At 69.9% G+C, this 24,215-nt stretch carries 21 protein-coding genes and 1 pseudogene; 11 read left to right on the forward strand and 11 right to left on the reverse strand.

Annotated features, from left to right (window positions below; translation table 11 throughout):
* Positions 1 to 491: 491 nt before the first annotated feature.
* The gene (locus tag VFZ20_RS06555; protein ID WP_329683040.1) at positions 492 to 767 is read right to left on the reverse strand and encodes a hypothetical protein; all 276 of its coding nucleotides are present in this window, start codon (positions 765 to 767) and stop codon (positions 492 to 494) included.
* Positions 768 to 1,097: 330 nt separating this feature from the next.
* Between VFZ20_RS06555 and VFZ20_RS06560 the strand changes: the two genes are divergently transcribed.
* Positions 1,098 to 2,036 carry an epimerase gene (locus tag VFZ20_RS06560; RefSeq protein WP_329683041.1) on the forward strand — a complete coding sequence of 313 codons (939 nt, stop codon included), beginning with the start codon at positions 1,098 to 1,100 and terminating at the stop codon, positions 2,034 to 2,036.
* Between the two features lie 92 nt (positions 2,037 to 2,128).
* Here the strand turns inward: VFZ20_RS06560 and VFZ20_RS06565 are convergent, their stop codons facing one another.
* Positions 2,129 to 2,275 (reverse strand): hypothetical protein, encoded by a 147-nt coding sequence (locus tag VFZ20_RS06565; RefSeq protein ID WP_329683042.1) that lies wholly within the window; start codon positions 2,273 to 2,275, stop codon positions 2,129 to 2,131.
* A 261-nt stretch (positions 2,276 to 2,536) separates the two neighbouring features.
* Here VFZ20_RS06565 and VFZ20_RS06570 point away from each other — a divergent pair, with 261 nt between their 5' ends.
* Positions 2,537 to 3,412: an alpha/beta hydrolase gene (locus VFZ20_RS06570; RefSeq protein ID WP_329683043.1), complete on the forward strand. Its 876-nt coding sequence runs from the start codon at positions 2,537 to 2,539 to the stop codon at positions 3,410 to 3,412.
* Positions 3,348 to 5,438 carry a PEP-utilizing enzyme gene (locus VFZ20_RS06575; RefSeq protein WP_329683044.1) on the forward strand — a complete coding sequence of 697 codons (2,091 nt, stop codon included), beginning with the start codon at positions 3,348 to 3,350 and terminating at the stop codon, positions 5,436 to 5,438. The genes VFZ20_RS06570 and VFZ20_RS06575 overlap by 65 nt, the downstream gene beginning before the upstream one ends.
* Before the next feature lie 286 nt (positions 5,439 to 5,724).
* Here the strand turns inward: VFZ20_RS06575 and VFZ20_RS06580 are convergent, their stop codons facing one another.
* From VFZ20_RS06580 to VFZ20_RS06615, 8 genes are all read right to left on the reverse strand, one after another.
* The gene (locus tag VFZ20_RS06580) at positions 5,725 to 5,940 is read right to left on the reverse strand and encodes a hypothetical protein (RefSeq protein WP_329683045.1); all 216 of its coding nucleotides are present in this window, start codon (positions 5,938 to 5,940) and stop codon (positions 5,725 to 5,727) included.
* 209 nt (positions 5,941 to 6,149) lie between these two features.
* Entirely contained in the window at positions 6,150 to 6,461 is a 312-nt protein-coding gene (locus VFZ20_RS06585) for a hypothetical protein (protein WP_329683046.1), read from the reverse strand.
* 84 nt (positions 6,462 to 6,545) lie between these two features.
* The gene (locus VFZ20_RS06590) at positions 6,546 to 6,893 is read right to left on the reverse strand and encodes a LytTR family DNA-binding domain-containing protein (protein ID WP_329683047.1); all 348 of its coding nucleotides are present in this window, start codon (positions 6,891 to 6,893) and stop codon (positions 6,546 to 6,548) included.
* A gap of 417 nt (positions 6,894 to 7,310) precedes the next feature.
* Positions 7,311 to 8,423, reverse strand: a complete 1,113-nt coding sequence (locus tag VFZ20_RS06595) for a hypothetical protein (protein WP_329683048.1) — start codon at positions 8,421 to 8,423, stop codon at positions 7,311 to 7,313.
* Between the two features lie 247 nt (positions 8,424 to 8,670).
* Positions 8,671 to 9,405 carry a LytTR family DNA-binding domain-containing protein gene (locus VFZ20_RS06600; protein ID WP_329683049.1) on the reverse strand — a complete coding sequence of 245 codons (735 nt, stop codon included), beginning with the start codon at positions 9,403 to 9,405 and terminating at the stop codon, positions 8,671 to 8,673.
* A 5-nt stretch (positions 9,406 to 9,410) separates the two neighbouring features.
* Positions 9,411 to 10,517, reverse strand: coding sequence for a sensor histidine kinase (locus tag VFZ20_RS06605; protein WP_329683050.1), 1,107 nt, complete (start codon positions 10,515 to 10,517; stop codon positions 9,411 to 9,413).
* Between the two features lie 7 nt (positions 10,518 to 10,524).
* Entirely contained in the window at positions 10,525 to 11,904 is a 1,380-nt protein-coding gene (locus tag VFZ20_RS06610) for a S41 family peptidase (RefSeq protein ID WP_329683051.1), read from the reverse strand.
* Between the two features lie 173 nt (positions 11,905 to 12,077).
* On the reverse strand, positions 12,078 to 12,710 hold the full coding sequence (locus VFZ20_RS06615; RefSeq protein ID WP_329683052.1) for a TetR/AcrR family transcriptional regulator: 633 nt from the start codon (positions 12,708 to 12,710) through the stop codon (positions 12,078 to 12,080).
* Between the two features lie 130 nt (positions 12,711 to 12,840).
* On the opposite strand from VFZ20_RS06615, the gene VFZ20_RS06620 reads away from it, so the two are divergent.
* On the forward strand, positions 12,841 to 13,554 hold the full coding sequence (locus VFZ20_RS06620; protein WP_329683053.1) for an SDR family oxidoreductase: 714 nt from the start codon (positions 12,841 to 12,843) through the stop codon (positions 13,552 to 13,554).
* Between the two features lie 408 nt (positions 13,555 to 13,962).
* The gene (locus VFZ20_RS06625; RefSeq protein ID WP_329683054.1) at positions 13,963 to 14,517 is read left to right on the forward strand and encodes a hypothetical protein; all 555 of its coding nucleotides are present in this window, start codon (positions 13,963 to 13,965) and stop codon (positions 14,515 to 14,517) included.
* Between the two features lie 49 nt (positions 14,518 to 14,566).
* Here the strand turns inward: VFZ20_RS06625 and VFZ20_RS06630 are convergent, their stop codons facing one another.
* Positions 14,567 to 15,328, reverse strand: coding sequence for a class I SAM-dependent methyltransferase (locus tag VFZ20_RS06630; protein WP_329683055.1), 762 nt, complete (start codon positions 15,326 to 15,328; stop codon positions 14,567 to 14,569).
* A gap of 412 nt (positions 15,329 to 15,740) precedes the next feature.
* On the opposite strand from VFZ20_RS06630, the gene VFZ20_RS06635 reads away from it, so the two are divergent.
* The 6 genes and pseudogenes from VFZ20_RS06635 (at position 15,741) to VFZ20_RS06655 (ending at position 24,043) form a co-directional block, all read left to right on the forward strand.
* A complete protein-coding gene (locus VFZ20_RS06635) occupies positions 15,741 to 18,302 on the forward strand; it encodes an ATP-binding protein (RefSeq protein ID WP_329683056.1) in 2,562 nt (853 codons plus the stop codon).
* A gap of 194 nt (positions 18,303 to 18,496) precedes the next feature.
* Complete coding sequence (locus tag VFZ20_RS06640; protein ID WP_329683057.1) at positions 18,497 to 19,972, forward strand: protein adenylyltransferase SelO; 1,476 nt, start codon at positions 18,497 to 18,499, stop codon at positions 19,970 to 19,972.
* Between the two features lie 394 nt (positions 19,973 to 20,366).
* Positions 20,367 to 21,368 carry an NB-ARC domain-containing protein gene (locus tag VFZ20_RS06645; protein ID WP_329683058.1) on the forward strand — a complete coding sequence of 334 codons (1,002 nt, stop codon included), beginning with the start codon at positions 20,367 to 20,369 and terminating at the stop codon, positions 21,366 to 21,368.
* 123 nt (positions 21,369 to 21,491) lie between these two features.
* Positions 21,492 to 22,895: a tetratricopeptide repeat protein gene (locus VFZ20_RS06650; RefSeq protein ID WP_329683059.1), complete on the forward strand. Its 1,404-nt coding sequence runs from the start codon at positions 21,492 to 21,494 to the stop codon at positions 22,893 to 22,895.
* A 9-nt stretch (positions 22,896 to 22,904) separates the two neighbouring features.
* Positions 22,905 to 23,150: pseudogene (locus VFZ20_RS32720) on the forward strand (hypothetical protein); the annotation flags it as partial.
* A gap of 155 nt (positions 23,151 to 23,305) precedes the next feature.
* Complete coding sequence (locus VFZ20_RS06655; RefSeq protein WP_329683060.1) at positions 23,306 to 24,043, forward strand: hypothetical protein; 738 nt, start codon at positions 23,306 to 23,308, stop codon at positions 24,041 to 24,043.
* Positions 24,044 to 24,215: the final 172 nt, after the last annotated feature.

The following is a 24,215-nucleotide window of genomic DNA, read 5'->3' on the forward strand; positions in this document are numbered from 1 at the left end:
GTCCGCCCAACTGTTCGAGCTCTTGCGACCACCTGCCGTACGGGCCACCCATGCTGAGGAACGGTTTTCTCAACCAAAGGATGAACGAGTTGGCCCGTACGGTGGTGAACTTAGCACATCGTCAACACACAAGGATGACGCGGCCCGAAGCGCGAGGTTGGGCAACCCCCTCTGAGAGGTCGAGGCCAGGGAGCGTCATCCTGAGCGGGGGTTGCCATACCTCGCCACGAGCTTGTCATCCTGAGGAGCCGCCGCGCGATCCCGACCGCTGCATGGGCCGTGGCGGCGACGAAGGCTTTGTGCCCATTCAAGATCCGCGCAGGCGCTCCCTCAGGATGACAATCGCGCGGAGAGTGGCGGAACGGTTCAGCAACACCCTTTCAGGATGACGCGGTTCGTAGCGCTCAGGTTTGGCAACATCCTCTGACGCGTGGAGCGGGGCATTCGACGAACGGGGGCCGCGGATGGAGATCCGCGGCCCCGCGTGCATCTCAGTCCCAGCACTGCGGCGGGCAGGTGTAGCCGGCGCAGCTCGCGGCGCAGCTCAACGCGCCGCAGGTGCCGCCGCACGAGTTGTAGCACGTGCCCTGGATACAGCTCCTGCACTCCGAGTAGTTGTCGCTGAGACAGTAGTTCGGATCGGTGACGCAGACGTCCGGCGTGGTGGCCATGTGCGCCGGGACCGTGCCGCGCCGGGCATCCGCGCCGGTGCGCGTGTCGAACGACTCCACGTGCAGTTCATCCAGGCTGAGTCGGAGCTTCTTCATGGCGGGATCCTTTTTGAGGTAAAAACAGGAGCTGGAGTGACGTCGACTGCGCATGCGCATACTAACGACGACTGGAAATACCCGTTTCTGACACGCACGGGCATTTCCTCGAGAGCAGTACGGATGGACTCGCCCCGAATTCCATCCACAGGGTCACCCTCCCTCTCACGGCCGACCCGTCCCCCGCGTCACGAATCAGCTCACGATGGGCCCGTTCTCTCGAACGCGTTCAACAAAACTCTTGCCCCGGACAGAAGCACGGCATATCCTTGCTCGAGTCGTAAGTTGAACTCGTTCGAAATCTGGGTACAGGCGGGTGGAACCGTGCCGATGAAGATGGTGGTGCCGGGTGGGACGGGGCAGATCGGGCGGGTGCTGATCGAGGCGCTGCGCCGCCGCGGCGACGAAGTGGTGGTGCTCAGCCGCGGTGCCGCGCGCGGGCCGGGCGTCGTCGCCTGGGACGGGCGGACGCTCGGCCCGTGGGCCCACGAGGTGGACGGCGCCGACGCCGTGATCAACCTGGCCGGGCGCAGCGTGAACTGCCGCTACAACAAGGCCAACCTCACGGAGATGCTGGCCTCGCGCATCGACTCCACCCGCGCGGTCGCGCAGGCCATCGAGGCGGCGTCGCGGCCACCGCGCGTGTGGCTGCAGGCCAGCACCGCCACGATCTACGCGCATCGCCATGACGCGCCCAACGACGAGGCGACGGGCATCATCGGCGGGCACGAGCCGGACGTGCCGGGCTACTGGCGCTACAGCATCGAGATCGCGCGGGCGTGGGAGCGCGAGCAGGCCGTCGCGAACACGCCGCGCACGCGCCGGGTGGCCCTGCGGATGGCCATCGCCATGGCGCCGGACCGGGACGGGGTGTTCGGCATCCTGCACCGCCTGACGCGGCTGGGTCTGGGCGGGCCCATTGCCGGCGGGGCGCAGTACATGTCGTGGATCCACGACCGCGACCTCGCGCGGGCCGTGCTCTGGCTGCTGGAGCGCGAGGACATCGACGGCGCCGTGAACCTCGCCGCGCCGGAGCCCCTGCCGCAGCGCGAGTTCATGCGCGTGCTGCGCGCGGCGGCGGGCGTGCCCATCGGCCTGGGCGGGACGCGGTGGATGATCGAGATGGCCGCCGTCGTCCACCGCACGGACGCGGAGCTCCTGCTCAAGAGCCGGCGCGTGGTCCCGGGGCGGCTGCTGGAGGCCGGCTTTCGCTTCGACTTCCCGTCCTGGCCCGCCGCCGCCCGCGACCTCGTCGCGCGCATGAGTTGAGGCACGGGCGAGTAGAATGCGCCGAGCCGCCGCCACGACTTTCCGCGGCGGCGGCCCGGCCGACCTTCATCGATTCGACGTGGATCGGATGATCAGGGCGTGCAGCAGGTGCCGTAGATCGTGGGCCGGGTTACGCACGCGTTCCCGGAGATGGCAGCCACGTAATCGCCGTCGTCTTCCGGCTCCGTGGGGAAGGAGATGACTTCGATCAGGTCGAGGTCCAGCGTGATCTTCTGCATGCGATCCTCCTTGGGTGGTGGTGCAGGTGGAGAATGCATTCTAATCCAGACGATTAATGCGGGAAAGAGTTTTCGTGCACGTCGGACATCGGAGCTCTTGGGGATGGACGAAATCCATGGACCGGGCGCCGGCGAGAAGGCTACGTTCGTGACGGAAGCCCGACGGCGCCGCGGCCGTTTCGCGTGCACCGCTTCGGCGCGCCCGCACCCATGACAGGCACCGAATCCGATGCGGATTTCTCCATCCCCACAGGCGCGCACGTGACGGAACCGCTTCTCCCCCGCGCGATGCCCCGCGTGGTCTTCCTGGGCGGGAACGGCCACGCCACGGCGCGGCTGGGTCCCGCGCGCCGGGTTCTCGCGGAGCTCGCCGGACCGGGCGGGACGCCGCCGTTCGCGCTGCACGACGTGCCCTACCCGGGCTTCGAGGGCCGCCCGCGCGCGGCAAGCCTGGACGCGTTCCTGGACGCCGTCGCAAAGTCGGTCCGGGCGGAGACCGGCACGCGGGATGACGCGGGCCGGCCGCTCGTGTACGCGACGGGCATCGGCGGCCTGCTCGCGCTGTGCCTTCGCGCGCGGGGCGAGCTGGCCGGGGTGCCGCTCCTGCTGCAGGCGCCCGTCCTGTGGGGCCTGGAGCGCCGCCTGATGCCGCGCGTCCTGCGGATGCGGCCCGCGCAGGCCGCCCTGCGCCGCGCGTTCGTGTCCCCGCGCTTCCAGGCGCGCTTCGCCCGCAAGCACTTCCGGCGGCCGCTGGATGGGGAGATGCGCGCGCGCTTCTTCGAGGGGTACGCGCGATGCGCCGCGCTCCCCGACTTTTTCGCGTGGCTCACGCCGGCGCTCCTTCGGCGCCTGGAAGCCGATTTCAGGGCGCGGCCGGAGGCGCTGGATCACGTCGCGGTCTGGTGGGGCGAGCGCGACACGGTGGTCCCCGGGCGGGAGCTGGCGTGGACGGAGGCCGCGCTGGGCGTGTCGTGGCCCGTGCGGCGGATTCCCGCGTGGGGCCACTATCCCATGATGGACGATCCCCCGGGCTGGGTGAGGGCCCTTGCCGATGCCGTTGAAAACACTGCCGTTGAAGACGCTGCCGTGGAAACCGCTTCGCGGCTTTCGGAACCCGGGCGTCCCCAAGCTCGATAACCTGCGCCGCGCGCACGCCGCCGGCCTCCGCGTTCCCGCGACGGTCTGGGTCCGCGCGTCCGACGCCGCGGCGGCCGGGGCGCTCCCGCCGGAGATCGCGCGGGGGCCTTTCATCCTCCGCTCGGGCTCACCCACGGAGGACACGCGCGAGACGTCCAACGCGGGGCAGCTCCTTTCCGTCGTCGTCCACGAGCCGGGCCAGTACGCGCGCGCCCTCGCGAAGGTCGTCGCCGCGCTGCCGAAGGATGCGGACGGCGCCCCGCTCGGCGCCGTCTTCGCGCAGCCGCTGGTGCAGGCCGCCGAGGCCGGCGTGGCGTTCTTCGACGGCTTTCACTACGAGCGCACGATCGCCGCCGGGGGCAACGATCGTCTCACCGCCGGCCTGGCGCGCGGAGAGGTCACGCGCGGCCACCTCACGCGCGGCGACGCGTGGTCCGCGTGGCTGGCGCGCGTCTACGCGGTCTTTGGCCGCGGCGCGCGCGGCGGCACGGAGGCCATCGACATCGAGTTCGCGCGGGACCGGGCGGGCTACGTCCTTCTCCAGGTGCGCCCGGCGCTCTTTCCCGTCGCGCGGAACGAGACGCTGAGCCTGGCCAACCACAAGGAGATCCTGGGCGACCCACCCAGCCCGTGGATCGCCTCGGTGCTGGGCGCGGCGGGGCGCGAGGTCCTGTCGTTCTTCGCCGAGGTGGATCCGGCCGTGGCCGCGTGGGGGGACGCGTACGCGGTGGAGGTCGGCGAGCGGGCGTGGATGAACTTCTCGTTCTTCTATCGGCTGATGGACCACTGGGGCCTCCCCCGCGCCTTTGTCACCGAGGGCGTGGGCGGCGAAGGCGGGCCCCCCGAGGATGGGCGCGTGATCCCGGGCCGCTTTCTCCGCCACACGCCGACGCTCGTCCGCCTGCAGTGGACGTGCGTGCGCACGGTGCGCGACATCCCCCGGGCGCTGGCCGAGCTGGACGCGCGCATCGACGGGGCGGCGTCGCTCCCGGAGCTGTTCGACGCCAACGTGGCCTCAATGACGCTCGCCATCCGGACGAACTTCGCCATCAACAGCGTGCTGTCGGGGGTGACGCGCGTACGGCGGGCGCTCGGGGTGCGCGGCGCGGCGCGGGTGGTCACGCGGGAGATGATGGAGCGGTACGGCGCCCTGGCCACGCTCCCGGCGGAAGCGCGCGAGGCCGGGCTGGACGCGTGGCTCGCGGAGTTCGGGCATCGCGGGCCGCTGGAGAGCGATCCGTCGCGGCCGCGCTTTCGCGAGATGCGCGAGGTGCTGCTGCGCGACCTCGCCGCGAGCGCCGGGGCGGCTGGCGGAAGCGTACGCGCCGGTGCGGAGACGGCGGCGGGGTGGCGGATCGCGCGGCCGTTCTACTGGATGGACGAGCGGCGCGAGTGGTTCCGCGACGAGCTCATGCGCCGCTGGCAGCGGCTGCGGGCGCGCCTGCTGGACGAAGGGCACCGCCTGTACGCGGCGGGCGCCCTCGACGCGCCGGAGGACGTCTTCCTCCTTCGCGGCGCCGAGCTCGCGCCCGGGACGGACCTCCGCGCCGCCGCCCTGGCCGCCCGTGCGCGCATGGAGCGGGCGCGCCGCATGGACCTGCCGCCCACCGCATCACGCGAGCGGATCGAGCAGGCGTGCGCCGACGTGGAGCGGGCCGAGGCGGCGGCCGCGGGCCGGCGCGTCTTTCCCGGGATCGCGCTCGTCCCGGCACGCGTGGAAGGGCGCGCGGTCAAGGCGGACGACCTCGCGTCGCTCCTGATGGAATCCGCGGATGGGTCAGGCCGGCTGGGCCCGGACGCGATCCTCGTCGTCCCGGCGCTGGAGCCCTCGTGGGCCGTGGTCTTTCCGCGCGTGCTGGGCGTGGTGGCCGAGATCGGGGGCGAGCTGAGCCACGCGTCCATCCTGCTGCGCGAGGCGGGCCGCCCGGCCGTCGTGAACTGCGCGGGGATCTTTCGCGAGGTGCGCACGGGCGACCGCCTGCGCCTGGACGGCCCCCGCGCGCTCGTCGAGATTATCCGCGACTGACGGGACGTGGTGGCTGCGCGGCGTTCACCGGCGCGGACGGGCGGACGGGCGGACGTCAGTGGCCCACGATGGCCCGGGCTCGTTGCGGTCCGCCATGCGCCGCTAGTGCCAGAGTCCCAGGCGGTCCGCCTTCCATCCGCCGCTGCTGCGCAGAAGGGTCGCCGTCGCGGTGTACAGGTGTCGGCGAGCATCCCGTCCGTCACGCCGGGAAGGGCAAAGCTCCGCTGCGACGAGGCGAGCGCATGCACCGTGGCGCCGGCCGGATCAAGTTGGCGGCCGGTGGGGGTCAGTAGCGCGCCACGCCGCCCAGCCCATTGAACGTTCCGCTGCCCAGCCCGGCGGTCACCTGGATGGCCTTGGGGATGTGGACGGTGACCGGCGCCGAAAAGGCGGTGTCTGCCTTGAGCGTGGCGAGGGCGGCTTCCTCCGCGCCGGGGCCGCACGCGGCGGCCAGCAGGATGAGCGCGCCGGCAAGGACGGGCCGAAGGGGAATGCGGATCATGAGCGGGAGAGATAAAGAGACGTGCCGGCGGAGGGATGTGGCGCAAGCTAATCGGGCTGCGAGCGGCATGCACTCGAACGTTTATCGCGCCTGGAATCACGGTATCCGCCTCGCGTTGCACCGGGCTGGCTCGTCCAGCACCACGCGAAGGGCGGCGCACCCGGTGCACCGCCCTTGCCTTCTATCCAGCAGCGGTCCGTCCGAGGGCGTCAGGGGCAGTAGATGACCCCGCAGGACTCCTGCTCGCAGTTCGTGATGCAGGTGTTGCACGTCTCGCCACAGGAGCCATAGCAACTGTTGTAGCCACTCCCACCCCCACATCCACAACTGGCACCACAAGTGTTGCAGGTATTGTCACAGGTGTCCCCGCAGGTGAGTTCGCCCCAAGTAGGAGTGCAGACGTCGCTGGGACCGCAGAGGTGCGAGTGCGCGCGCACGGTGCCGCGCCGTGCGATTCCGGACGCATCCGTATCGAACGATTCGACGGTGAGCTGGTCCAGATCGAGCTTCAGCTTGTTCATGGTGCCCTCCCATAGATGGTGTGCATCGTTCCGCTTCCTCAACATAGTCTAACAGCCACACACCGCTCTTTCCAAGACAAATTTCTACCGGTGTGGCGCAGGCTCAACATCTGAATGAATCTGCCGCGGTGGTGAGGTATTGACGGAGGAGGAGCGGCGCGTCCCGTCTGCTGACCTGAGCCCGGAGGGCTCAGGGCGAAGCATCGGCACCGTCAGCACCATCTCGCGCAGCAGCTGGGAGCCGGCGCGGCTGGCCACCACCTCCGAGCCGTCGGCGAAGCGCACGGACAGGCGGCGCTCGTCGTACGGGCGGATGGAGGACACGTGGTCCAGGTTCACGATGTGCGCCCGGTGCACGCGCCGAAAGCACGCCGGGTCCAGCCGCCGCTCCAGCTCGTTCAGGCTGATCTGTCCAGCAGTTTCCTGCTGCATACTCACAAAGGCGTAGCGAATCAGCACACTTGCGTAATCTGACAAAATCCAAGGTATCAAGACGTCTTCAACTTGCTCGCAATCTCCCTATCTGGACCAGCCCATGCGCAGCAGCCTTCTCATTTCGATCGGAATGACCGCCGTGCTCGCGGCAATGCCACTTTCCGAACTGTACGCCGCGTGCACCTACACACCTACGCTCGGAGGTGAGCGCCGATATTGTAGCAATGGCACGTGCGAGTCCGAGTCGATCTGGCGGGACAATCAGCTGGTGGAGGTTCTCTACGTACGCTGCGGCGACGTTCTGCAGACGTGATGATACCGCGGTGTCAAAAGGCAGGCCCACACACGTTGGTCGTGCGTGGGCCTGTCTGGCATCCGGCACGCGAGCGATGTACGGGTACCCTAGAACCAGGGCTACCTTTGCACCCTCTCCAGATTGGGCGGGCCGGTGCTCTCCTCCCGTTCGTACCGCATTACAAAAATCTCGTCATTGGGGCCTCGCGTACCTGCAAAGTAGACTCCAGGAGGACCAAACGCCCGGGGAAACGCCGGCACCGTGTCCATTACGGCCGTGCCGGCACCAAGTGGCACCCGGATCACCTCCAGACCGCCCGAGATCGGTTCATCCTGCTGCACCGGCAACAGCCACACGAATCCATCCGGGTCCAGGACAAGATCGATGACCCTGGTTGGCGCAGTCGGCTGCTCCAGTCCTCCCGGCGGAACCAAGCCTCCCAGCTTGTCCACGTAATTTTCATTCCGGTCCACCCGTTCGGGAAGCGGAACCTGAACGGTGTCCTGTCGTCTGCCGACCGGGGCAAAGACCAGCAGAGGCTCGGCACCATCCGAGGCGACCACGCAGCTTCCGTTCGAGTCCCACAGCGGAAGGGCCTGGGCAGGTCCCACGCCGCTCTTACCGCGAACGGGCACCAGATCCAACTGCAGGAGCGCTTGGTCCTGGTCATCCACACGCATACGCACCGCCCACGGCCGGCGCCCGTCGCGCCCGGTTTCCCGCGCGGCTCCGATCGCCAGAACCTTTCCGGTGGCCGCGGAGCTCAGCGGGTCGTACCCGCCCGCGCTGTAAAACAGCGTGTCGCCGACGAAGACAAGGCGCGACTGCAGGTGGGACAGGCTCTCGGAAGTACCGCCGTTCACGAGCAGGCGGCGAAATCGACCGTTCCGGTCGAGCTCCTGCACCCGTTGTCCGTCAAAGATCCGCACCCCGTCCGCCGATGCGCTGACGCGCCGCATGCTCCCGCCCTGCGTGAACGCACCGAAGGAGCGCCACTCCCCAGGCCCGTCCCCCTGCCGTCCCACGCGGCGGATTACGGAGAGGTCCGGGTGCAGCAGCCACAGGGCCGGACGCCCGCTCTCCATCACGTACACGATGCTGTCCACCACAGCGATCCCACCGAGCATGATCCCGCTCACAGCCTCTTCGTCCGTGTCGCCAAAGACTGCGGTGGCGCGGTAATCGCCGCCCCAGCGCGTGCCTTCGGGACGCGAAACACAGGCAGCCGCCACGGGGGCTGTGTCGCCGGGAGGCGGACCTGGGTTTCGATCGCAGGCTGATGCGAGCAGCAAGGCGACCGAAAGCAGGGCAGGAGCTCGCATCTGGAGAGCAGCCGTCACTGGTGAACACGCTGCAGGACCGGCGGTGCGAGCGTGCATGGTATCGTGTTCAAAGGAGATATCCGGAAAGTAAGGCCGTAACGAACACCCAAGGGCACGAGAGCCGCAGAACATGAGATCTTGCCGAGGCTCCGCCCGGTCAGCGCACCATCTCGCGCAGCAGCTGGGAGCCGGCGCGGCTGGCCACCACCTCCGAGCCGTCGGCGAAGCGCACGGACAGGCGGCGCTCGTCGTAGGGGCGGATGGCGGACACGTGGTCCAGGTTCACGATGTGCGCCCGGTGCACCCGCCGAAAGCACGCCGGGTCCAGCCGCCGCTCCAGCTCGTTCAGGCTGATGTCCGCCAGCACCTGGTCCGCGCCGATGCACAGCGTCACGTAGTCGCCCGCGCCCTCGATGCGGTGCACGTCGCGCATGCTCACGGGCACCATCTCGCCCTTTCGGCGGACGAACAGCCGCTCCAGGTACGGCTCCGGTGCGGGCGCGGGCGTCTGCGTCGGCGCTGGCGCGGGCGGGGCGGACAGGCGGCGCGCCACGCGGTCCACGGCGGCCTGGAAGCGCGTCCATCCGAACGGCTTGACCAGGTAATCGTACGCCTCCACCTCGAACGCGCGCAGGGCATAGTCCGGGTACGCCGTCGTGAACACGGGTGCGGGCCGATGCGCGGCGCGCTCCAGCACCTCCAGCCCGGTGCACTCCGGCATCTGCACGTCCAGGAACACCACGTCCGGCATCAGCTGATCGATCAGCTCCACGGCCGCCGTCCCGCTCTCCGCCTCGCCGACGAGCACCAGGCGCGGATCGCGCTCGATGAAGCGCCGCAGCCGCTGCCGGGCCAGCGGCTCGTCCTCCGCGATCACCGTCCGAATCGCCATCGCGCTCATCCCTGCCCCGCGGCCACGAGCGCCGGTGCGCCCGCCGGGAGCGCGAGATCCACACGGAAGCCCGCGCCCGGCGCCGTCGTGATCCGCATCTGCCCCTCGTTCCCATAGCGCGCCTCCAGCCGTCCGCGCACCAGCCGCAGCCCCGCGCCCGGGGCCCGCTCCACCTGCTCCAGGATGGCGCCGGGCCCGTCGTCCTCCACCGAGAGCAGCAGCCGGCCGCCCTCCCGCGCCGCGCGGACGCGGATGAACGTGGGCGCCACGCGGGCCGAGGCGGCGTGCTTGACCGCGTTCTCCACCAGCGGCTGCAGCACGAACGAGGGGACGGTGCAGCGCAGGGCGTCGTCATCCACTTCCAGTTCTGCAATCAACCGCGTGCCCAGGCGCAGCTGCTCGATCCACAGGTAGTCGCGCACGAGCTGGATCTCCTCGTCCAGGGGCACGTCGTCGGCGGCGCTGCGGCGGACGTCGATGGTGCGGTGCAGCAGCGCGCCAAAGCGCTCGATGGCCTCCTCCGCCCGCCCGTCGCCCGCGCTCACCAGCTCCAGCAGGGAGTGCAGCGTGTTGAAGAGAAAGTGCGGGTTGATCTGCGCGCGCAGCGCCTGCATCTCCGCGCGCGCCCGCAGCGCCTCGGCCCGGGCGGCGCGCGCCTGCTGCTCGCGAAGGCGGCCATCCACCTCGCCCACGTAGCGCACGGCCGCGATGGTGATGTACAGCATCACCCCCGCGCCCAGCTGCCAGCGAAGCTCCTCGAAGCTCAGCGTGAACACCCGCGCGTGGCCCGTCCAGAGCGATTCCACGACGGTGCGCGTCCCCATCATCAGCCCGCACCACGCCAGCGAGTAGGCGATGGCGAGCCCGGCGTGGATGGCGAGGAACGCGCTCCGCCCGCGGCTGCCCCACGGGATGCGCGCGCACGCGTGCACCACGCCGATGCCCGCCAGCGCGGCCGGGACGATGTTGTGCAGCGCCAGCAGCAGGCTGTCCCGCGCGGTGTCGCCGCCGGCCATGATGGCCCCGAAGTACGCGGCGAGCATGGGGAGCCACGCCGCCGCGTACAGGGTCCAGCGGGGCCGGCTGGAGCCGGCGGGGAGTGCGTCGGTCATGCGGAGATCAGGGGGTGGGTACGCGCAGCGCCTCGGCGGCGGCGCGGAGGAGCGCGGCGCGGTCGGCGGGATCGGCGGGCACGTCCAGCGGCACGCCGTCGCCTTCCAGGCGGACGCCGGCGGCGGTGCGAAAGTCCATCGCGGGATACCGAAGCCGCCATCCGGGTGCCACCATCACGTCCGCGGACGAGAGCATGGCGCCCTCCGTCCGCGCGCCGACCGTGACGGCGCCGCGCGTCTCGCGCAGCATGGCGGCCGTGGCTTCGGCCGCGCTGCCGGTGTTGCCGTCGATGAGGATGGCGACGCGCCCCGTGTACGTGCGCGCCAGGCCGCCCCCCATGGACAGCATCCCCGCGCCCCCGGCGGCTTCCACCGCGTCCGCCAGCAGGGCGCCGGGCAGATCGGCGGGGAGCGTGGGCACCGTCGCGGGGTCCAGCGCGGCCGCCGTCCGCATCCCCCGCGCGTCGAACCCGCGGCGGACGACGAGATAGCCGGCGGCGACGGGCGCGGCGTGCAGGTGCTGCCCCAGGCGGTAGGCCAGGTCCACCGAGCCGCCCTCGTTTCCGCGCAGGTCGATGACGATGGCCGGCAGCCCCGCGAACGCCGCGAAGGCGCTGTCCAGCCGCGCCACCTCGGGCGGCAGGGACTCGCCGGACGGTTCAAAGCTCGCGATGCGCAGGTATCCCAGCGACGGCGACAGCACCTGCCAGCTCACGGCCGGCGCGGATGCCGCCGGCGCGCTCGCGGCCGGCGGGGTGACCGGGGCGGGCGACGGAACGCGCGGGACGGCGGTGAAGTTCAGGTGCGACGTGCCGATGGCACGCAGCAGCCCGCTGATGACGGCGTACGCCTCGCCGTCGGAGCGCGCGGCGGCGATGCGGGGGCGCGCGTCTGCCACGAGCCGGGCCCAGTCCGCACCGTTGTAGCCGGGATCGTAGAAGTGCCGCTCCAGCACGCGCACAACACTGTCGAACACCGCCGTCCCGGTCAACGGCGCCAGCGTCTCCCGTGGCAGGCGGATTCCGGACGCCGGGATGGGCGCCTGGCCGGCGGTGCTCCAGCTGCCCCGCAGCGAATCGCCGCGGACGGCCACGTCCAGCGTGTTCTCCCGTTCCCACGCCGTCGCGTTCACCACGAATCCCGAGTCCGTCCGCGCGGCGGCGCCGGGGAAGATGGTCTGCTGCCGGGACAGGGCGCGGGGCGTGAGCACGCCGCCGTGCTCATCCACCGACAGCGTCATGGTGAACGGCTGCGGGCCGGCCACGCGCACCAGCCAGTTGCCCGCGACCTCGGGCCGCCCCTGCGCGTGTGCGGCGGGCGCCAGCGCGGGTGTGAGCAGGAGGGGGAGAAGCAGAAGGATCAGGAGACGGCGGAGAGGATGTATCATCGGCCGATCGGGCTCGGGTTGTTGACGCTACCGTGCATCAACGGTGGCCTGTCCCGGCGCCGTTCCCAAGCCTCGTTCGCCCAACCGTCCGCCCGCGCGTCCGACCGGGCCGGATCGTCGCCGGATGGCGAGCGCCCCGCTCCACCGCCGGCGTGCCGATGACCTCCTGCCGTTCAGGGGTTCGCCTGGACGGGGTCGACGGGCCAGGCGTTCATCGCGGCGTGGGCCAGCGCGACGAGCGTGTCGCGGGTCGCCCCGTCCCGCGCCTGGTTGGACATCCCCTGCATGAGCGTCATGTACAGCGCGGCCAGCACGCGGGCATCCGTGCCGCCGGGAAGCAGCCCCGCATCCACGTCCCGCTGGATCCGGGCGCGCAGCCGCCCCTCGATGTCCAGCCGGATCTCGGAAAGCGCGGCCTGCACGTCGACCGACGCCGGCGAGCAGTTGATGGCGCCGCTCACCAGCAGGCACCCCGCGGGAAGGTCGGGATCCGTGAACGCGACGGCGGTGCCCTGCAGCAGCGTCCACACCGCCTCGCGGGCCGTGGGCGCCTGCTCGATGACGTCCGCGGCGCCCAGCCGCGACGACGTGTAGCGGCCCACCGCCTCGAGAAAAAGCTGCTTCTTGTCCCCGAACGCCGCATAAAGGCTGGGCGGCGAGATGCCCATCGCGGCCGTGAGCTGGCTCAGCGACGTGGCCTCGTACCCGTGCCGCCAAAAGAGGAGCATCGCCTGGTGCAGCGCCGCCTCCCGGTCGAACGAGAGCGGCCGGCCGATGCGGCGGGAGCGCGTCGAATCGCTTTTCATAGTGATCGATAGTAAACCCATTGACAGCCGGGAGCAAGCGTCCCTATCATCTATTTATGTATCGATCGATACAGATTTCCATCTTGATCGTCCGCCGTGACGACCGCGCACATTTCGCCAGGAGGCACACGTGAAGATCTCCGGTTCCGTCGCCCTTGTCACCGGCACCAACCGCGGCATCGGCCGGCAGTTCGCGCTCGCGCTGCTGGAGCGGGGCGCATCCCGCGTCTACGCGACCGCGCGCAATCCGTCGCTCATCGACATTCCGGGCGTGGAGGCGCTGCGGCTGGACATCACCGATCCCGCCTCCATTGCGGAGGCGGCGGCGCGGGCGCAGGACGTGGACCTGCTCATCAACAACGCAGGCATCACCACGCACCAGAACCTGGTTACGGGCGACCTGGAAAAGATCCGGCTGGAGATGGAGACGCACTACTTCGGCACGCTGGGCGTGGTGCGGGCCTTCGCGCCCGTGCTGGCGGCCAACGGCGGCGGGGCCATCGTGAACGTGCTGTCGGTGCTTTCGTGGCTCTCGTTCGACGGGGCCAACGCCTACAGCGCCGCCAAGGCCGCGGAGTGGAGCCTGACAAATGGCATCCGTCTGGAGCTGGCCGGGCAGGGCACCCTGGTGACGGGCGTGCACTTGGCCGCCACCGACACGGACATGATGGCGGGATGGGACGTGCCTAAGAACGATCCGGCGGACGTGGTGCGCGCCGCCCTCGACGGCATCGAGGCGGATCAGCTGGAGGTGCTCGTGGACACCGACAGCATCCAGACCAAGGCGGCCCTCGCCGCGGATCCCGCCATCCTGTACCCGCAGACGGTCGGGGCCGGCAGCTAACCCCCTCCGGCGAAGCGTCGCCGGCCGCCGCATCGAGACGAGCAGAATACGCGACGCTGCCGTCACGGCACACCCGTGGCGGCGGCGCTGTCGTAGCCTGAGTGGATCACGCCGTTCCCGCCGGAACCGGCACGGGTCGATCTCGATCGCGTTCGATGCGTCACGGGCATCGATCCGGGCCCCAACCAGCTTGCTGCCTCGCCTGGCATGGATCGGCGCGCGGTTGCATCTCCATCCGCCGGTCCTCATCCTTCCATGCTCGGCGTAGAGATGGATGAGAAGACGTGGACGGCGCGCGGATCTCCCCACACAAAGCGCCGGTGGAGTTGGTCCGGCCCCGCCTCTACTCGCGCGTGGTGGTGGGCCGCCGCCGCATACGATGCACGACAACGCCCCGATCAAAACACCATGGGTCTGTTCGACTTCTTATCCCGCAAGGATCCCACGCACGACTGGCCGGCCGGCGGCGCGGTTCCGCTTCGCTTTGACGTCGTGCGCGGCGAGCTGAACGGGATTGCGTTCGACGCGCCGTACGATGCGCTGCGCGTGCTCGGAAAGCCGAGCAACCCCAAGCCGGTCGCGACGTACCTGTTCGCGTATGCGCCGCTCGGGCTGGCGGTAGCGCTGGGGGCAAAGTCCGAGGTACTCGCCCTCACCTGCGTGTTCCAGGCGGGCGCCGGTGGCGAGGCGGATGATTTTCCCGGGTTCGTGCCCTGCCGGATTGCGCTGCGAAACGAGCGCGGAACGCTACTGGAAGTCACGAGCACCACCACCCGTGGCGTGCTGCAGGGCGCGCTGGAGGGCGCCCTGGGCCCACCCGCGCCGGGTGAGCTCGAGGGGAGCCACGTCTCCTGGGCCGTGGTCGGCAGCGTCCGGCTGGGCTTCAGCTTCGACCCGGCGGGCCAGCTGACGCTGCTGGACATCGAGCCCGCCGAGGACGACGACACCGACGAGATCGCCTGAGGCGCGGGCGGACGCGAAGATCGAGCTCCGCGACTTCGCCCTCGATCGTTCAGGCGGTCGCCTCGAGCATGATGACGTCGAGGAGAAAGGAGCCGTCCGGCTCGACGGCGAAGTACGCGCGCACCTCGTCCGACGCGGCGGCCTGCAGGGCGTGGATCGCGGCGATCATCGTCTCGGGCGTCCGCATCCGCTCCACCCACGTGCCGAAGTCGATGCGGATGCGGTGGCGGCGCACGCGCTGCACGGTAAAGCCGGCGCGCGTCACGGCCGTGGTCCACTCGGCCCCGGTGTAGTTGCGCACGTGCGACGTGTCACGGAGAAGCTCGACCGCTTGGAGGTGCGTGTCGTGCAGCGCGCGTCCCGGCGACATGGAGTCGATGAAGATCGCCGTCGCGCCCGGCCGCGCCACGCGGTGCGCCTCTGCCAGCCCGGGATCCAGGGTGCGCCAGTGGTGCGCGCTGAAGCGGGTGGCCACCAGGTCGAACGAGGCGTCGTCGAACGGCAGGTGCTCCGCGGCCGCCTCCCGGGTGCGGATGTTCGCGAATCCCCGCTCGCGCGCCGTCTTCGCGACGACCGCGAGCATGTCGGATGACAGGTCGCACGCCACCACCTCGCCGGCGTGCGGCGCGAGGCGATAGGCCACGTGCCCGCCCCCGCACCCCAGGTCCAGCGCGCGCGCCGGGCGCGTCTCGGCCGCGATCGCCTCCACCGCGTCCAGGTCGGGGCCGGCGGCGTGCAGGGCGCTGGTGACGTACAGGGCGGCGCGCGGGCCGAACTGCGACTGCGTGACGGCGTCGTGGCTTTTGCTCATGCGCATCTTCGCGGGACGGTTCGGGGACGACCAACCGGGCCGTGAATATGCCGGTTGTCCCGCGCCCGCGCACCGGTGCGGGCGCGGGAACCAGGACGTCGCGCCGCGGGCGCACGGGCCCCCTCTCCAGGCCAGCCGCCAGACGCGTTCACCCGCGGCGCGCGGGCCATCCAGCTCCGTGTTGCTCCTTCCCTCGCGCGCCGCCGGGGGCGGTCCGGGTGTTGCTTGTGGGGGCACGCCACGTCGCTTCACGGATGCGGGTCGCCGATCCAATCATCCGCCGGGCGTGCCTCCGTCCCTGACGAGGGTTCACGCGTGCACGGCCCCGGGCGGCACCGGCGCGAGAGACGTCTCCGGCCAAGCCACGGATCATCGTACTCTGGCAGCACGCTCTGCGGGAAAGGGCTGCACCGTGACCCCACCTTTCCACAGCGGCACTCCGCGTCCGGGGCTCCCCGCCGAGCGTCCGCCAACGGACGCCGAGCAGGCCGAGGACGTGCGCCTGTTCCGCAGCGTGTCCCTGTTCACCGCGCTCATCGTCACGGTGATCATGCCGGTGATCGCGGTCATCCAGCCCGACAGCGCATGGCGCGCGGCGCGCGTCATGGTCGTGGTGGACGCGACGGTGCTGTTCACGCTGTGGCTGGCCGGCCGTGGCCGCGTTCGCCTGGCGTCGTGGATCTACCTGTGGGCCATCATCGCCCTGCTCACCTTCAACGCCCTCACGGCCGGGGGAATCCGCAGCACCGGCGTCCAGGCGTACGGCGTCTTCGTGATGGTGGCGGGCCTGCTGCTGGGCATGCGGGCGGGCGTCGTGATGACGGGGGTGTGCGCGGCGCTGGGGCTGGCGCTGGTCGTCGCCGAACGGATGGGGCTGCCGCTGCCCCGGGACACCGATTCCTACGACGTTGCGTCGCGCTGGCTGATGAGCTGCGTGTTCATCGCCGTGTCGCTGCAGACCCTGCACATCGCGACCGGCCGGTTGCGGCGGGCGCTGGATGCCGCGCGGGGCGAGCTCGCCATGCGGCGCGCCGCCGAGCTGCGCCTGGAGCGCGCCCTGGACGCCGGCGGGATCGGGATCTTCGAGCACGTGCCGGGGAGCGACCGCGTTCGCCTGGACGGCCGCGCCCTGGCGCTCACGGGGATCACCGCCGAACCGGACGGAGAGGTGCGGATCGAGACGTGGCTGCGGCACGTCCATCCCCAGGACCGCGCCCGCGTGCTGGACGACCTGGCGCTTTCCCCGCGGGACAGGACGCACGGCCGCACCCACTATCGCGTGGTGCGGCCCGACGGAGCGCTGCGGCACGTGGAAGCCGCGGCGCACCGGGTGGAAGGGGCCGAGGGCCAGCCGCCGGCCACGTTCGGCATGGTGATGGACGTGACGGAGAGAAAGCAGGGCGAAGCCGAGCGGGAACGCCTGGTGCAGCGCCTGGGCGAGCGCGTCAAGGAGCTGCGCCTGCTTCACGAGGCCGCGCACCTGCTTCAGCATGCGGGCGGTGTGGACCGGCTGCTGCTGGCGGAGCTGGTGGCCCGCATGCCGGCCGCGTGGTTTCACGCCGACGATGCCTGCGCGAGGATCGCGTGCGGCGACCTGGAGGCCACGTCGCCCGGCTGGTCCGCCACGCCGTGGATGCAGACCGCCGGGTTCAGCGCCAGCAACGGCCCCGGCGTGCTCCAGGTGGCCTATCGCCACGAGCACCCCGCCGCCGACGAAGGACCCTTTTTGCGCGAAGAGCGCGCCCTGATCGACTCCCTGGCCGAGATGCTCCGGTCGCACGTGGAGCGCTACGTGGTGGAGCAGCGGCGGCAGGCGGTGGAAGACCAGCTCCGGCAGGCGCAGAAGATGGATGCCCTCGGCACGCTGGCCGGAGGGGTGGCGCACGACTTCAACAACATCCTCGCCGCCATCCACGGCTATGCCGAGCTCGCGCTGCTCGACGCCCCGCCCGACAGCGAGCTGCGGCAGGGGGTCGACGAGATCCTGAAGGCCTGCGCGCGGGCGCGCGACCTGGTGCGCCGCATCCTGCTCTTTAGCCGGGGCCAGCAATCCAGGCGCGACGCGATGCCCCTGGGGCCGGTCGTGGACGAGGCGCTGCAGCTGCTGCGCGCCACGCTGCCGCCCAACATCGAGATCCGCTCCCACGCGGCGCCGCGCCTGCCGCTGGTGCGGGCCGACGCCACCCAGATGCACCAGGTGGTGATGAACCTGGGCACCAACGCCGCCTACGCCATGCGCGAAGACGGCGGGACCCTCTCGGTGGAGCTCGGCGCGGTGGACGTGGAAGCGGCGGCGGCCGGCTTTTCGGCGGAGCTCAAGCCGGGGCGATACCTGCGGCTCCGCGTCACGGACACGGGCTGCGGCATGCGCCCCGAAATCCGCGAACGCCTCTTCGAGCCCTTCTTCACCACCAAGGGGCAGGCCGGCACCGGGCTGGGCCTTTCCGTCGTGCACGGGATCGTCCGGGACCACGGCGGCACCATCTCCGTGGCCAGCCAGCCCGGCGAGGGAAGCCGGTTCGACATCCATCTTCCGGCCGCCCCGAACGCCGCGGTCCCTCGCGCGGACGATCGCGCCCAGGGGCCCCGGGGCGCCGGGCAGCACGTGATGTACGTGGATGACGAGCCGGCCCTGTGCCACATCATGACGCGCATTCTCGTCCACCTGGGCTACCGCTGCACGGCGTTCACGGACCCGGTGGCGGCGCTCCAGGAGTTCCGGACGGCCCCGCAGGCGTTCGACGCGGTGGTCACCGACCTGCAGATGCCCGCGATGTCGGGGCTGGACCTGGCGCGCGCGGTCTGGAGCGTGCGTCCCGGCGTGGCGGTGGCCGTCGCATCCGGGCTGCCGCCGGACCACATTGCCACCGATCCCGACGTGGACTCGGTCGCCTGGATCCAGAAGCCACCCGCCATCGACGACCTTGCCACCCGCCTGCACCGCCTGGTGCCGGGAGGCGGGAGCACGACCTGACCCGGCAGGCTTTCGATCAGCCCACGTCATGCGTGGCGCGCGAACCGGACCCTTCTTGCCTTCACGAGGAGCAGACGGGCCCGGGCCCCGTGCCCCCCGCGGGGCGTGGCTTGTGCGAGGGTACCCAGGCTTCCGCACCGTCGATGGAATCGAGTGGTGTGAGCCCGACACCCCGAATCACAGCGTTCCCCCGCATGGCTCAGCCCGTTTTCGACAGCGCCTACGCGCGGCTTCCGGACCGGTTCTTCGCCCGCGTCGCCCCCACGCCGGTGGCCGCGCCGCGGCTCATCCGGGTGAACGCGCCGCTGGCGGCGGAGCTGGGCATGGACCCGGACTGGCTCGCCAGCGACGAAGGCGTGGCCGTCCTGGCGGGCAACCGCGTGCCCGAAACCGCGATCCCCATCGCCACCGCGTATGCCGGGCACCAGTTCGGCGGCTTCGTCCCGCAGTTGGGCGACGGCCGCGCCATCCTCCTGGGCGAGGTCATCGACCGCGGCGGCACCCGGCGCGACGTGCAGCTCAAGGGCGCGGGCCCCACGCCTTTCTCGCGCCGCGGCGACGGACGGGCGGCGCTCGGTCCCGTGCTGCGCGAGTACCTGGTCAGCGAGGCCATGCAGGCGCTGGGCATCCCCACCACCCGCGCGCTGGCCGCGGTGACCACGGGGGAACGGGTGATCCGGGAGACAATGCTGCCCGGCGCGGTGCTGGCGCGGGTCGCATCCAGCCACATCCGGGTGGGCACATTCCAGTTCTTCGCCAGCCGCGGCGACGTGGAGGGCGTACACACGCTGGCGGACCACGTCATCGCCCGGCACTACCCGCACGCGGCGGACGCTGAGCGCCCGTATCGCGCGCTGCTGGATGCCGTGATCCGGGCGCAGGCCAAGCTCATTGCCCGGTGGCTGCTGGTGGGCTTCATCCACGGCGTGATGAACACGGACAACACGTCCGTCGCCGGCGAAACCATCGACTACGGACCGTGCGCATTCCTGGATGAATACGATCCCGGGACGGTGTTCAGCTCCATCGACACGTACGGCCGCTACGCCTACGCCAACCAGCCGGCCATCGCCCAGTGGAATCTGACGCGGCTTGCGGAGTGCCTTCTGCCGCTCCTGGCGGACGACAAGGACGCCGCGGCCGCGGATGCCGTGGAGGCGCTGGAGGCATTCGCCCCGGTGTTCGAACGGGCCTACCAGGGCGGCCTGCGGCGCAAGCTGGGTTTGGCCACCGAACGCAACGGCGACGCCGCGCTCGCGGATGATCTGCTGCAGACCATGGCGGCGAACGGCGCGGACTTCACGCTCACCTTCCGCGCGCTGTGCCATGCGGCCGCGGATGAAGGGGCCGATGCCGAGGTGCGGGGCTTCTTCGCCGACCCCGCCGCCTACGACGCGTGGGCGCCCCGTTGGCGGCAGCGGCTCGCCGAGGAGCCGGGCGACGCCGCCGCGCGCCGCGACACCATGCTCGCGGTGAACCCCGCGTTCATCCCGCGCAACCACCACATCGAGGCCGTGATCCGCGCGGCCGTCGACCGCGACGACTTCGCCCCGTTCGAGGAGCTGCTGACCGTGCTGGCCAAGCCGTACGACGCCCAGCCAGCTTTCGCGCGGTACATGGACCCGCCGGCGCCCCAGGAGCGGGTGCTGCAGACCTTCTGCGGCACGTAGGCGGACCGGGGCATAAGGTCGGAGCGCCGCTCGCGTTCGGCACGCAGTACGCCGAGGATGAGTCCTGGCGCGCTGGTGTGTTCACCGGCGGGTCGGGATCGGGCAAGTCATCGCTCGCGTTCGGCACGCGTGATGGTGCTCACCGGCATGGTCACGTGTATTCACGTGACTTTTCATGCCAATAACCATATCGTGCAACCACCGGCCAATTGCGAGGCTGGCCCACCTGCGACTCTTGTTGACAGCTTCGTTCATGGATGCCCACTGGGACTCTGACGGTTATCCCCCGGCCCGAGAATCCTCCGGGTCGGGAGTAGTTCCCTCGTCCGCCGAATCCGCATGGCTCACTTGGCTCCCCGGCGAGCCTCGCTACTTCGTGGGACGCGAGCGCGAGTTGGACCACGTCAAGGAGCTGCTGGGTGTGGGCGCCGAAACCCGTCAGGTGCGCGTGCAGGCGCTCGCGGCAGTGCACGGGCTTCCGGGAATCGGCAAGACCACGCTGGCGAACCGGCTGAGCCATGACCCCGAGGTGCACGCCACGTTCGCCGACGGCGTATTGTGGGGCGCCATTGGCCCGTTGCCCAACCTGCTGGCGCGGGTGGCGGGATGGGGCAACGTGCTGGGGAGCCAGGAGATGCTGGGCGCAGGGATGCTGCGGCAGGCGCTGGAGGCCCTCAGACAGCTGCTGCGCGGAAAGCGGATGCTCGTGGTGCTGGACGACGTGTGGGAGGTAGAGCATGCCACGCCCATCATCGACGCGTGCGGAGCCGACTGTGCACTGCTGGTGACCACGCGCGCACCCGGCGTAGTAGACGGGCTGGAGGTGCCCGCCCACGCCGTATCGAAGGTCGCGCCGCTCTCCCCGGATCAAGCGCTGGAACTGCTGGAGCTGCTGGCGCCCACCGTCGTGCAGGCCCATCCGGAGGCCTGCGCGCGGCTGGTGGCAGAGCTGGAGTGCCTTCCCTTGGCCGTTCACGTAGCTGGTGGCCTGCTGCGCGCGGAAGAGCGGATGGGGTGGGGCGTGGAGGAGCTGCTCGACGAGCTGGGCACCAGCACTGCGCTGCTCTGGGCCAAGGCGCCGCGCGACGCGGTCGACCACGATACCCCCGCCCTTCCCACCGTGGCCGCGCTGGTCGAGCGCAGCGTGGAGCGCCTGCCGCCGGAGCTGAAGATCGCATTCATGGGGTTGGGTGCCTTTTCCGCGCAGCCCGCCGTCTTCTCGCTCGACGAGCTGCGCGTGGTGCTGAGTGAGCTGCGCGTGGTGGAGATGATGGACGACCCCAGGCCGGTGCTGCGCGGGCTGGTTTCGCGGGGGCTGGTGGAGCCCCAGGGAGCCGGGTCGTTCCAGATCCATCCCCTGCTGTCGATGTACGCCCGCTCGTTGCTGGGCGGCTGACCGGCCCCGCCCTGGCTCCTCTCCTCGCGCATGCCCGATTCTCGCCGTGACGGGGTGCCGCCCGCGGCCGGATCCTCGAGCGAACTTCGCGCGCCTTCCGCCGACCCTCGTTCCTTGCCGCTGATGCCCGCCCCGCCCGTGCCACCCACCCCCGATCCCCGGCTCGCGCTGGCGCGGTGGTACAACGACCAGATGGCAACCTGGAACGAGTCGTTCGTCAGGGGCGGGGACGACATCTTCGCGGCCCTGCGCGCGTTCGACCGGGTAAGCGACCACGTGCGGGGGCTTCTTCCCTGGCTGGCCGCACGGGCGCAGACCGATGACGCCGCCGCGGAGGTGTGCATGCGGATTCCTCTGGCCGCCGGGATCATGGCCGTGCTCCGCTTTGAGGTCGGGGAACGGATCCCCTGGTCCGAAGCGGCGCTGGCCTGCGCCCGCCGCCTTGGGAACGTCCCTTTGGAGCGAGCTCATCTGGAGCAGCTGGGCAGCCTGTACATACGGTTCGAGGACCCGGCCCGGGCCATCGGCTGCTTTCGGGCCGCGCTCGACCTGCACGGGGAGCGTCCGGCGGTCCGCGCCCGGCTGCTGGCGAGCATGGGGCAGGCGTACGCGGATCAGGGCGACGTCGCCGAGGCCCGTCGGACCCTCGAAGAGGCTGTGACGATCAGCCGCGCGGAGGGGGAGACGGACGTGACCGCCATCGCCCTCCTTAATCTGGGCGGGCTCTACAACCACGTGGGCCGACCACGGGAGGCGATCGTTACCCTTGACGAATGCCTGCGGATCGCAGCCGGGCCCGACGCCGATACCGTTCGCGCGGAGGCGTTGAACAGCCTGGGAAATGCGTTTGCGATGCTGGGTGCGCTTGACTCGGCCACGGCCAGCATTCAGCAGGCGATGGCCACGTACCGCAGGCTCGGATTCGAGCACGGCATCGCCACCTGCCTGCTGAACCTGGGGATCGCTCACGTAGAACGGGGGGATACCGCCAGCGCAGTGGAAACGCTTGAGGAGGCGCTCCGAATGATCGGGGTACCTCCATCGAACCAGGCCGACAGACTATCGGTGCGATGCAAGACGCTGAACCGCTTGGGGAAGGCGCGCGGGATGCAGGGCGACCTGAACGAGGCCAGGCGGCTGTTCGGCGAGGCGCTGGAAATCGCGGAAGCAGTCCAGGACTCCGGTGAGATCATAACGGCGTGTGTGGGCCTAGGCTACATGCGCTTGGACATCGGCGATCTGGACGCCGCGGAAGCCTGGTTCGAGCGTGCGATCACCCTGGCGCAAGGAATGGGTGACCTTCCCGGCTTGGCGTCCGGACTGCTTTTCCGCGCCCAGGTGCTGCGCGCGCGGGGAGAGCACGCGGTCGCCAAGGAGAATGCAGGGAAGGCGTTGGCGATTTACGAAGGGATGAACAGCCCCAAGGCCGCCGCCTTGCATGCCCTTATGGACGAATGGGATCACCCGTCGCCGCGAGCCCACCCATGGCGTGCTGCCTGGCGGTGGCTGAGGAACCGATTGGCTTGAATAGCCGCAAGCGCGGACGTCGACATCCCTCGCGATGCGCTGGTGGTGTTCACGGGCGTGTCGGGGTCAGGCAAGTCGTCGCTCGCGTTCGGCACGCTGTACGCCGAGGCGCAGCGGCGCTACCTGGAGTCGGTGGCGCCGTACGCGCGGCGGCTGTTCCACCAGATGGGCATCCCAGACGTCGACGAGGTCGACGGCATCCCGCCCGCCGTGGCCCTGCAGCAGCAGCGCGGCACGCCCACCACGCCTCCCTCACGGAGACCGGAAGGCCACCTGCGCCAACGGTGGCGTGTCCCCGCGCCGTGCTCAAAACGTCGTGCGCCTGTCTCCGGCGGTTGGCCTCATCTATGCTCTAATTCCTTTCACGAAGGTAGGAGTGTGATATCTCTTCCATCTGAGCGGCGACCAATATGGCTCGGCAAGTTTCTTCAGATGAGTACCGTGATGCATTCGGGGTTGCTGACACCAAACGCGATCCGAACGTACAGAAAGCCGCCCTTGAACACGCGTTAGATATTCGCAAGTTCGAGATCCAACTTTACTGGACACGCGCCAATTACTTCTGGACCTTCATTGCCGCAGCGTTGGCCGCTTATGGTGCGATTCAAACGATCGATGATCACCAGCAACAGACTGATCTGTCAGTTTTTCTGAGTTGCATCGGGTTTGTTCTTTCCTTCGGCTGGTACTGTGCCAACCGGGGAAGCAAGCAATGGCAGGAAAACTGGGAGAATCATGTTGACCTCCTTGAAGATGGAATCGTAGGGCCTCTTTACAAAACAGTCCTGACACGGCCTAATCCGCTGACTGCTTGGGCGACATTGAAGAACTTCATGACCGGTCCGCGTCCATTCTCCGTATCTAAGATCAACCAGATCATCAGCCTCTACATCTCTGCAATTTGGCTGCTTTTATTGGTGCATGCGCTACCACCTGTATCGTTTAAAGCCCCGTTCTCGATCGAATACACCATATCGCTCACTCTTGCTGCCGCGGCCACGATCACCATCTGGGCCTGGGGAGCAACACAGGGTGGCGACTTCGGACCAGTCGCAACGAGGCGAGAAGGAGGCATTACAGAGCCGAGTGCTGTTACTTCTACCACTGTGGGAATTCGGGAACCGGGATCACCCCCTCCAACAGAATGAGTGCTCGCGCCATACAACAGCCGATTTACACCCCGCCCGCAACTCTCCAAAGCCGAACCACTCGCCGGCAACGCCCCCACCGGTACACGCTTTGACAATAGCCTTGGGCGGGTTGCATCTACATCCAACGATCCTCATCATCCCGTTCTTCGAGAACCAATCTCGGGCGAGT

The sequence above is a fragment of the Longimicrobium sp. genome (assembly GCF_036280135.1).
In the GTDB taxonomy this organism is placed as follows: Bacteria; Gemmatimonadota; Gemmatimonadetes; order Longimicrobiales; family Longimicrobiaceae; genus Longimicrobium.

Bases quoted from the DNA above. Each gene is read 5' to 3' on its own strand.
- VFZ20_RS06555 (WP_329683040.1), bottom strand. From the start codon at position 767: ATGAAGAAGCTCCGACTCAGCCTGGATGAACTGCACGTGGAGTCGTTC.
- VFZ20_RS06560 (WP_329683041.1), top strand. From the start codon at position 1,098: ATGAAGATGGTGGTGCCGGGTGGGACGGGGCAGATCGGGCGGGTGCTG.
- VFZ20_RS06565 (WP_329683042.1), bottom strand. From the start codon at position 2,275: ATGCAGAAGATCACGCTGGACCTCGACCTGATCGAAGTCATCTCCTTC.
- VFZ20_RS06580 (WP_329683045.1), bottom strand. From the start codon at position 5,940: ATGATCCGCATTCCCCTTCGGCCCGTCCTTGCCGGCGCGCTCATCCTG.
- VFZ20_RS06585 (WP_329683046.1), bottom strand. From the start codon at position 6,461: ATGAACAAGCTGAAGCTCGATCTGGACCAGCTCACCGTCGAATCGTTC.
- VFZ20_RS06590 (WP_329683047.1), bottom strand. From the start codon at position 6,893: ATGCAGCAGGAAACTGCTGGACAGATCAGCCTGAACGAGCTGGAGCGG.
- VFZ20_RS06600 (WP_329683049.1), bottom strand. From the start codon at position 9,405: ATGGCGATTCGGACGGTGATCGCGGAGGACGAGCCGCTGGCCCGGCAG.
- VFZ20_RS06605 (WP_329683050.1), bottom strand. From the start codon at position 10,517: ATGACCGACGCACTCCCCGCCGGCTCCAGCCGGCCCCGCTGGACCCTG.
- VFZ20_RS06610 (WP_329683051.1), bottom strand. From the start codon at position 11,904: ATGATACATCCTCTCCGCCGTCTCCTGATCCTTCTGCTTCTCCCCCTC.
- VFZ20_RS06615 (WP_329683052.1), bottom strand. From the start codon at position 12,710: ATGAAAAGCGATTCGACGCGCTCCCGCCGCATCGGCCGGCCGCTCTCG.
- VFZ20_RS06625 (WP_329683054.1), top strand. From the start codon at position 13,963: ATGGGTCTGTTCGACTTCTTATCCCGCAAGGATCCCACGCACGACTGG.
- VFZ20_RS06630 (WP_329683055.1), bottom strand. From the start codon at position 15,328: ATGAGCAAAAGCCACGACGCCGTCACGCAGTCGCAGTTCGGCCCGCGC.
- VFZ20_RS06640 (WP_329683057.1), top strand. From the start codon at position 18,497: ATGGCTCAGCCCGTTTTCGACAGCGCCTACGCGCGGCTTCCGGACCGG.
- VFZ20_RS06650 (WP_329683059.1), top strand. From the start codon at position 21,492: ATGCCCGCCCCGCCCGTGCCACCCACCCCCGATCCCCGGCTCGCGCTG.
- VFZ20_RS06655 (WP_329683060.1), top strand. From the start codon at position 23,306: ATGGCTCGGCAAGTTTCTTCAGATGAGTACCGTGATGCATTCGGGGTT.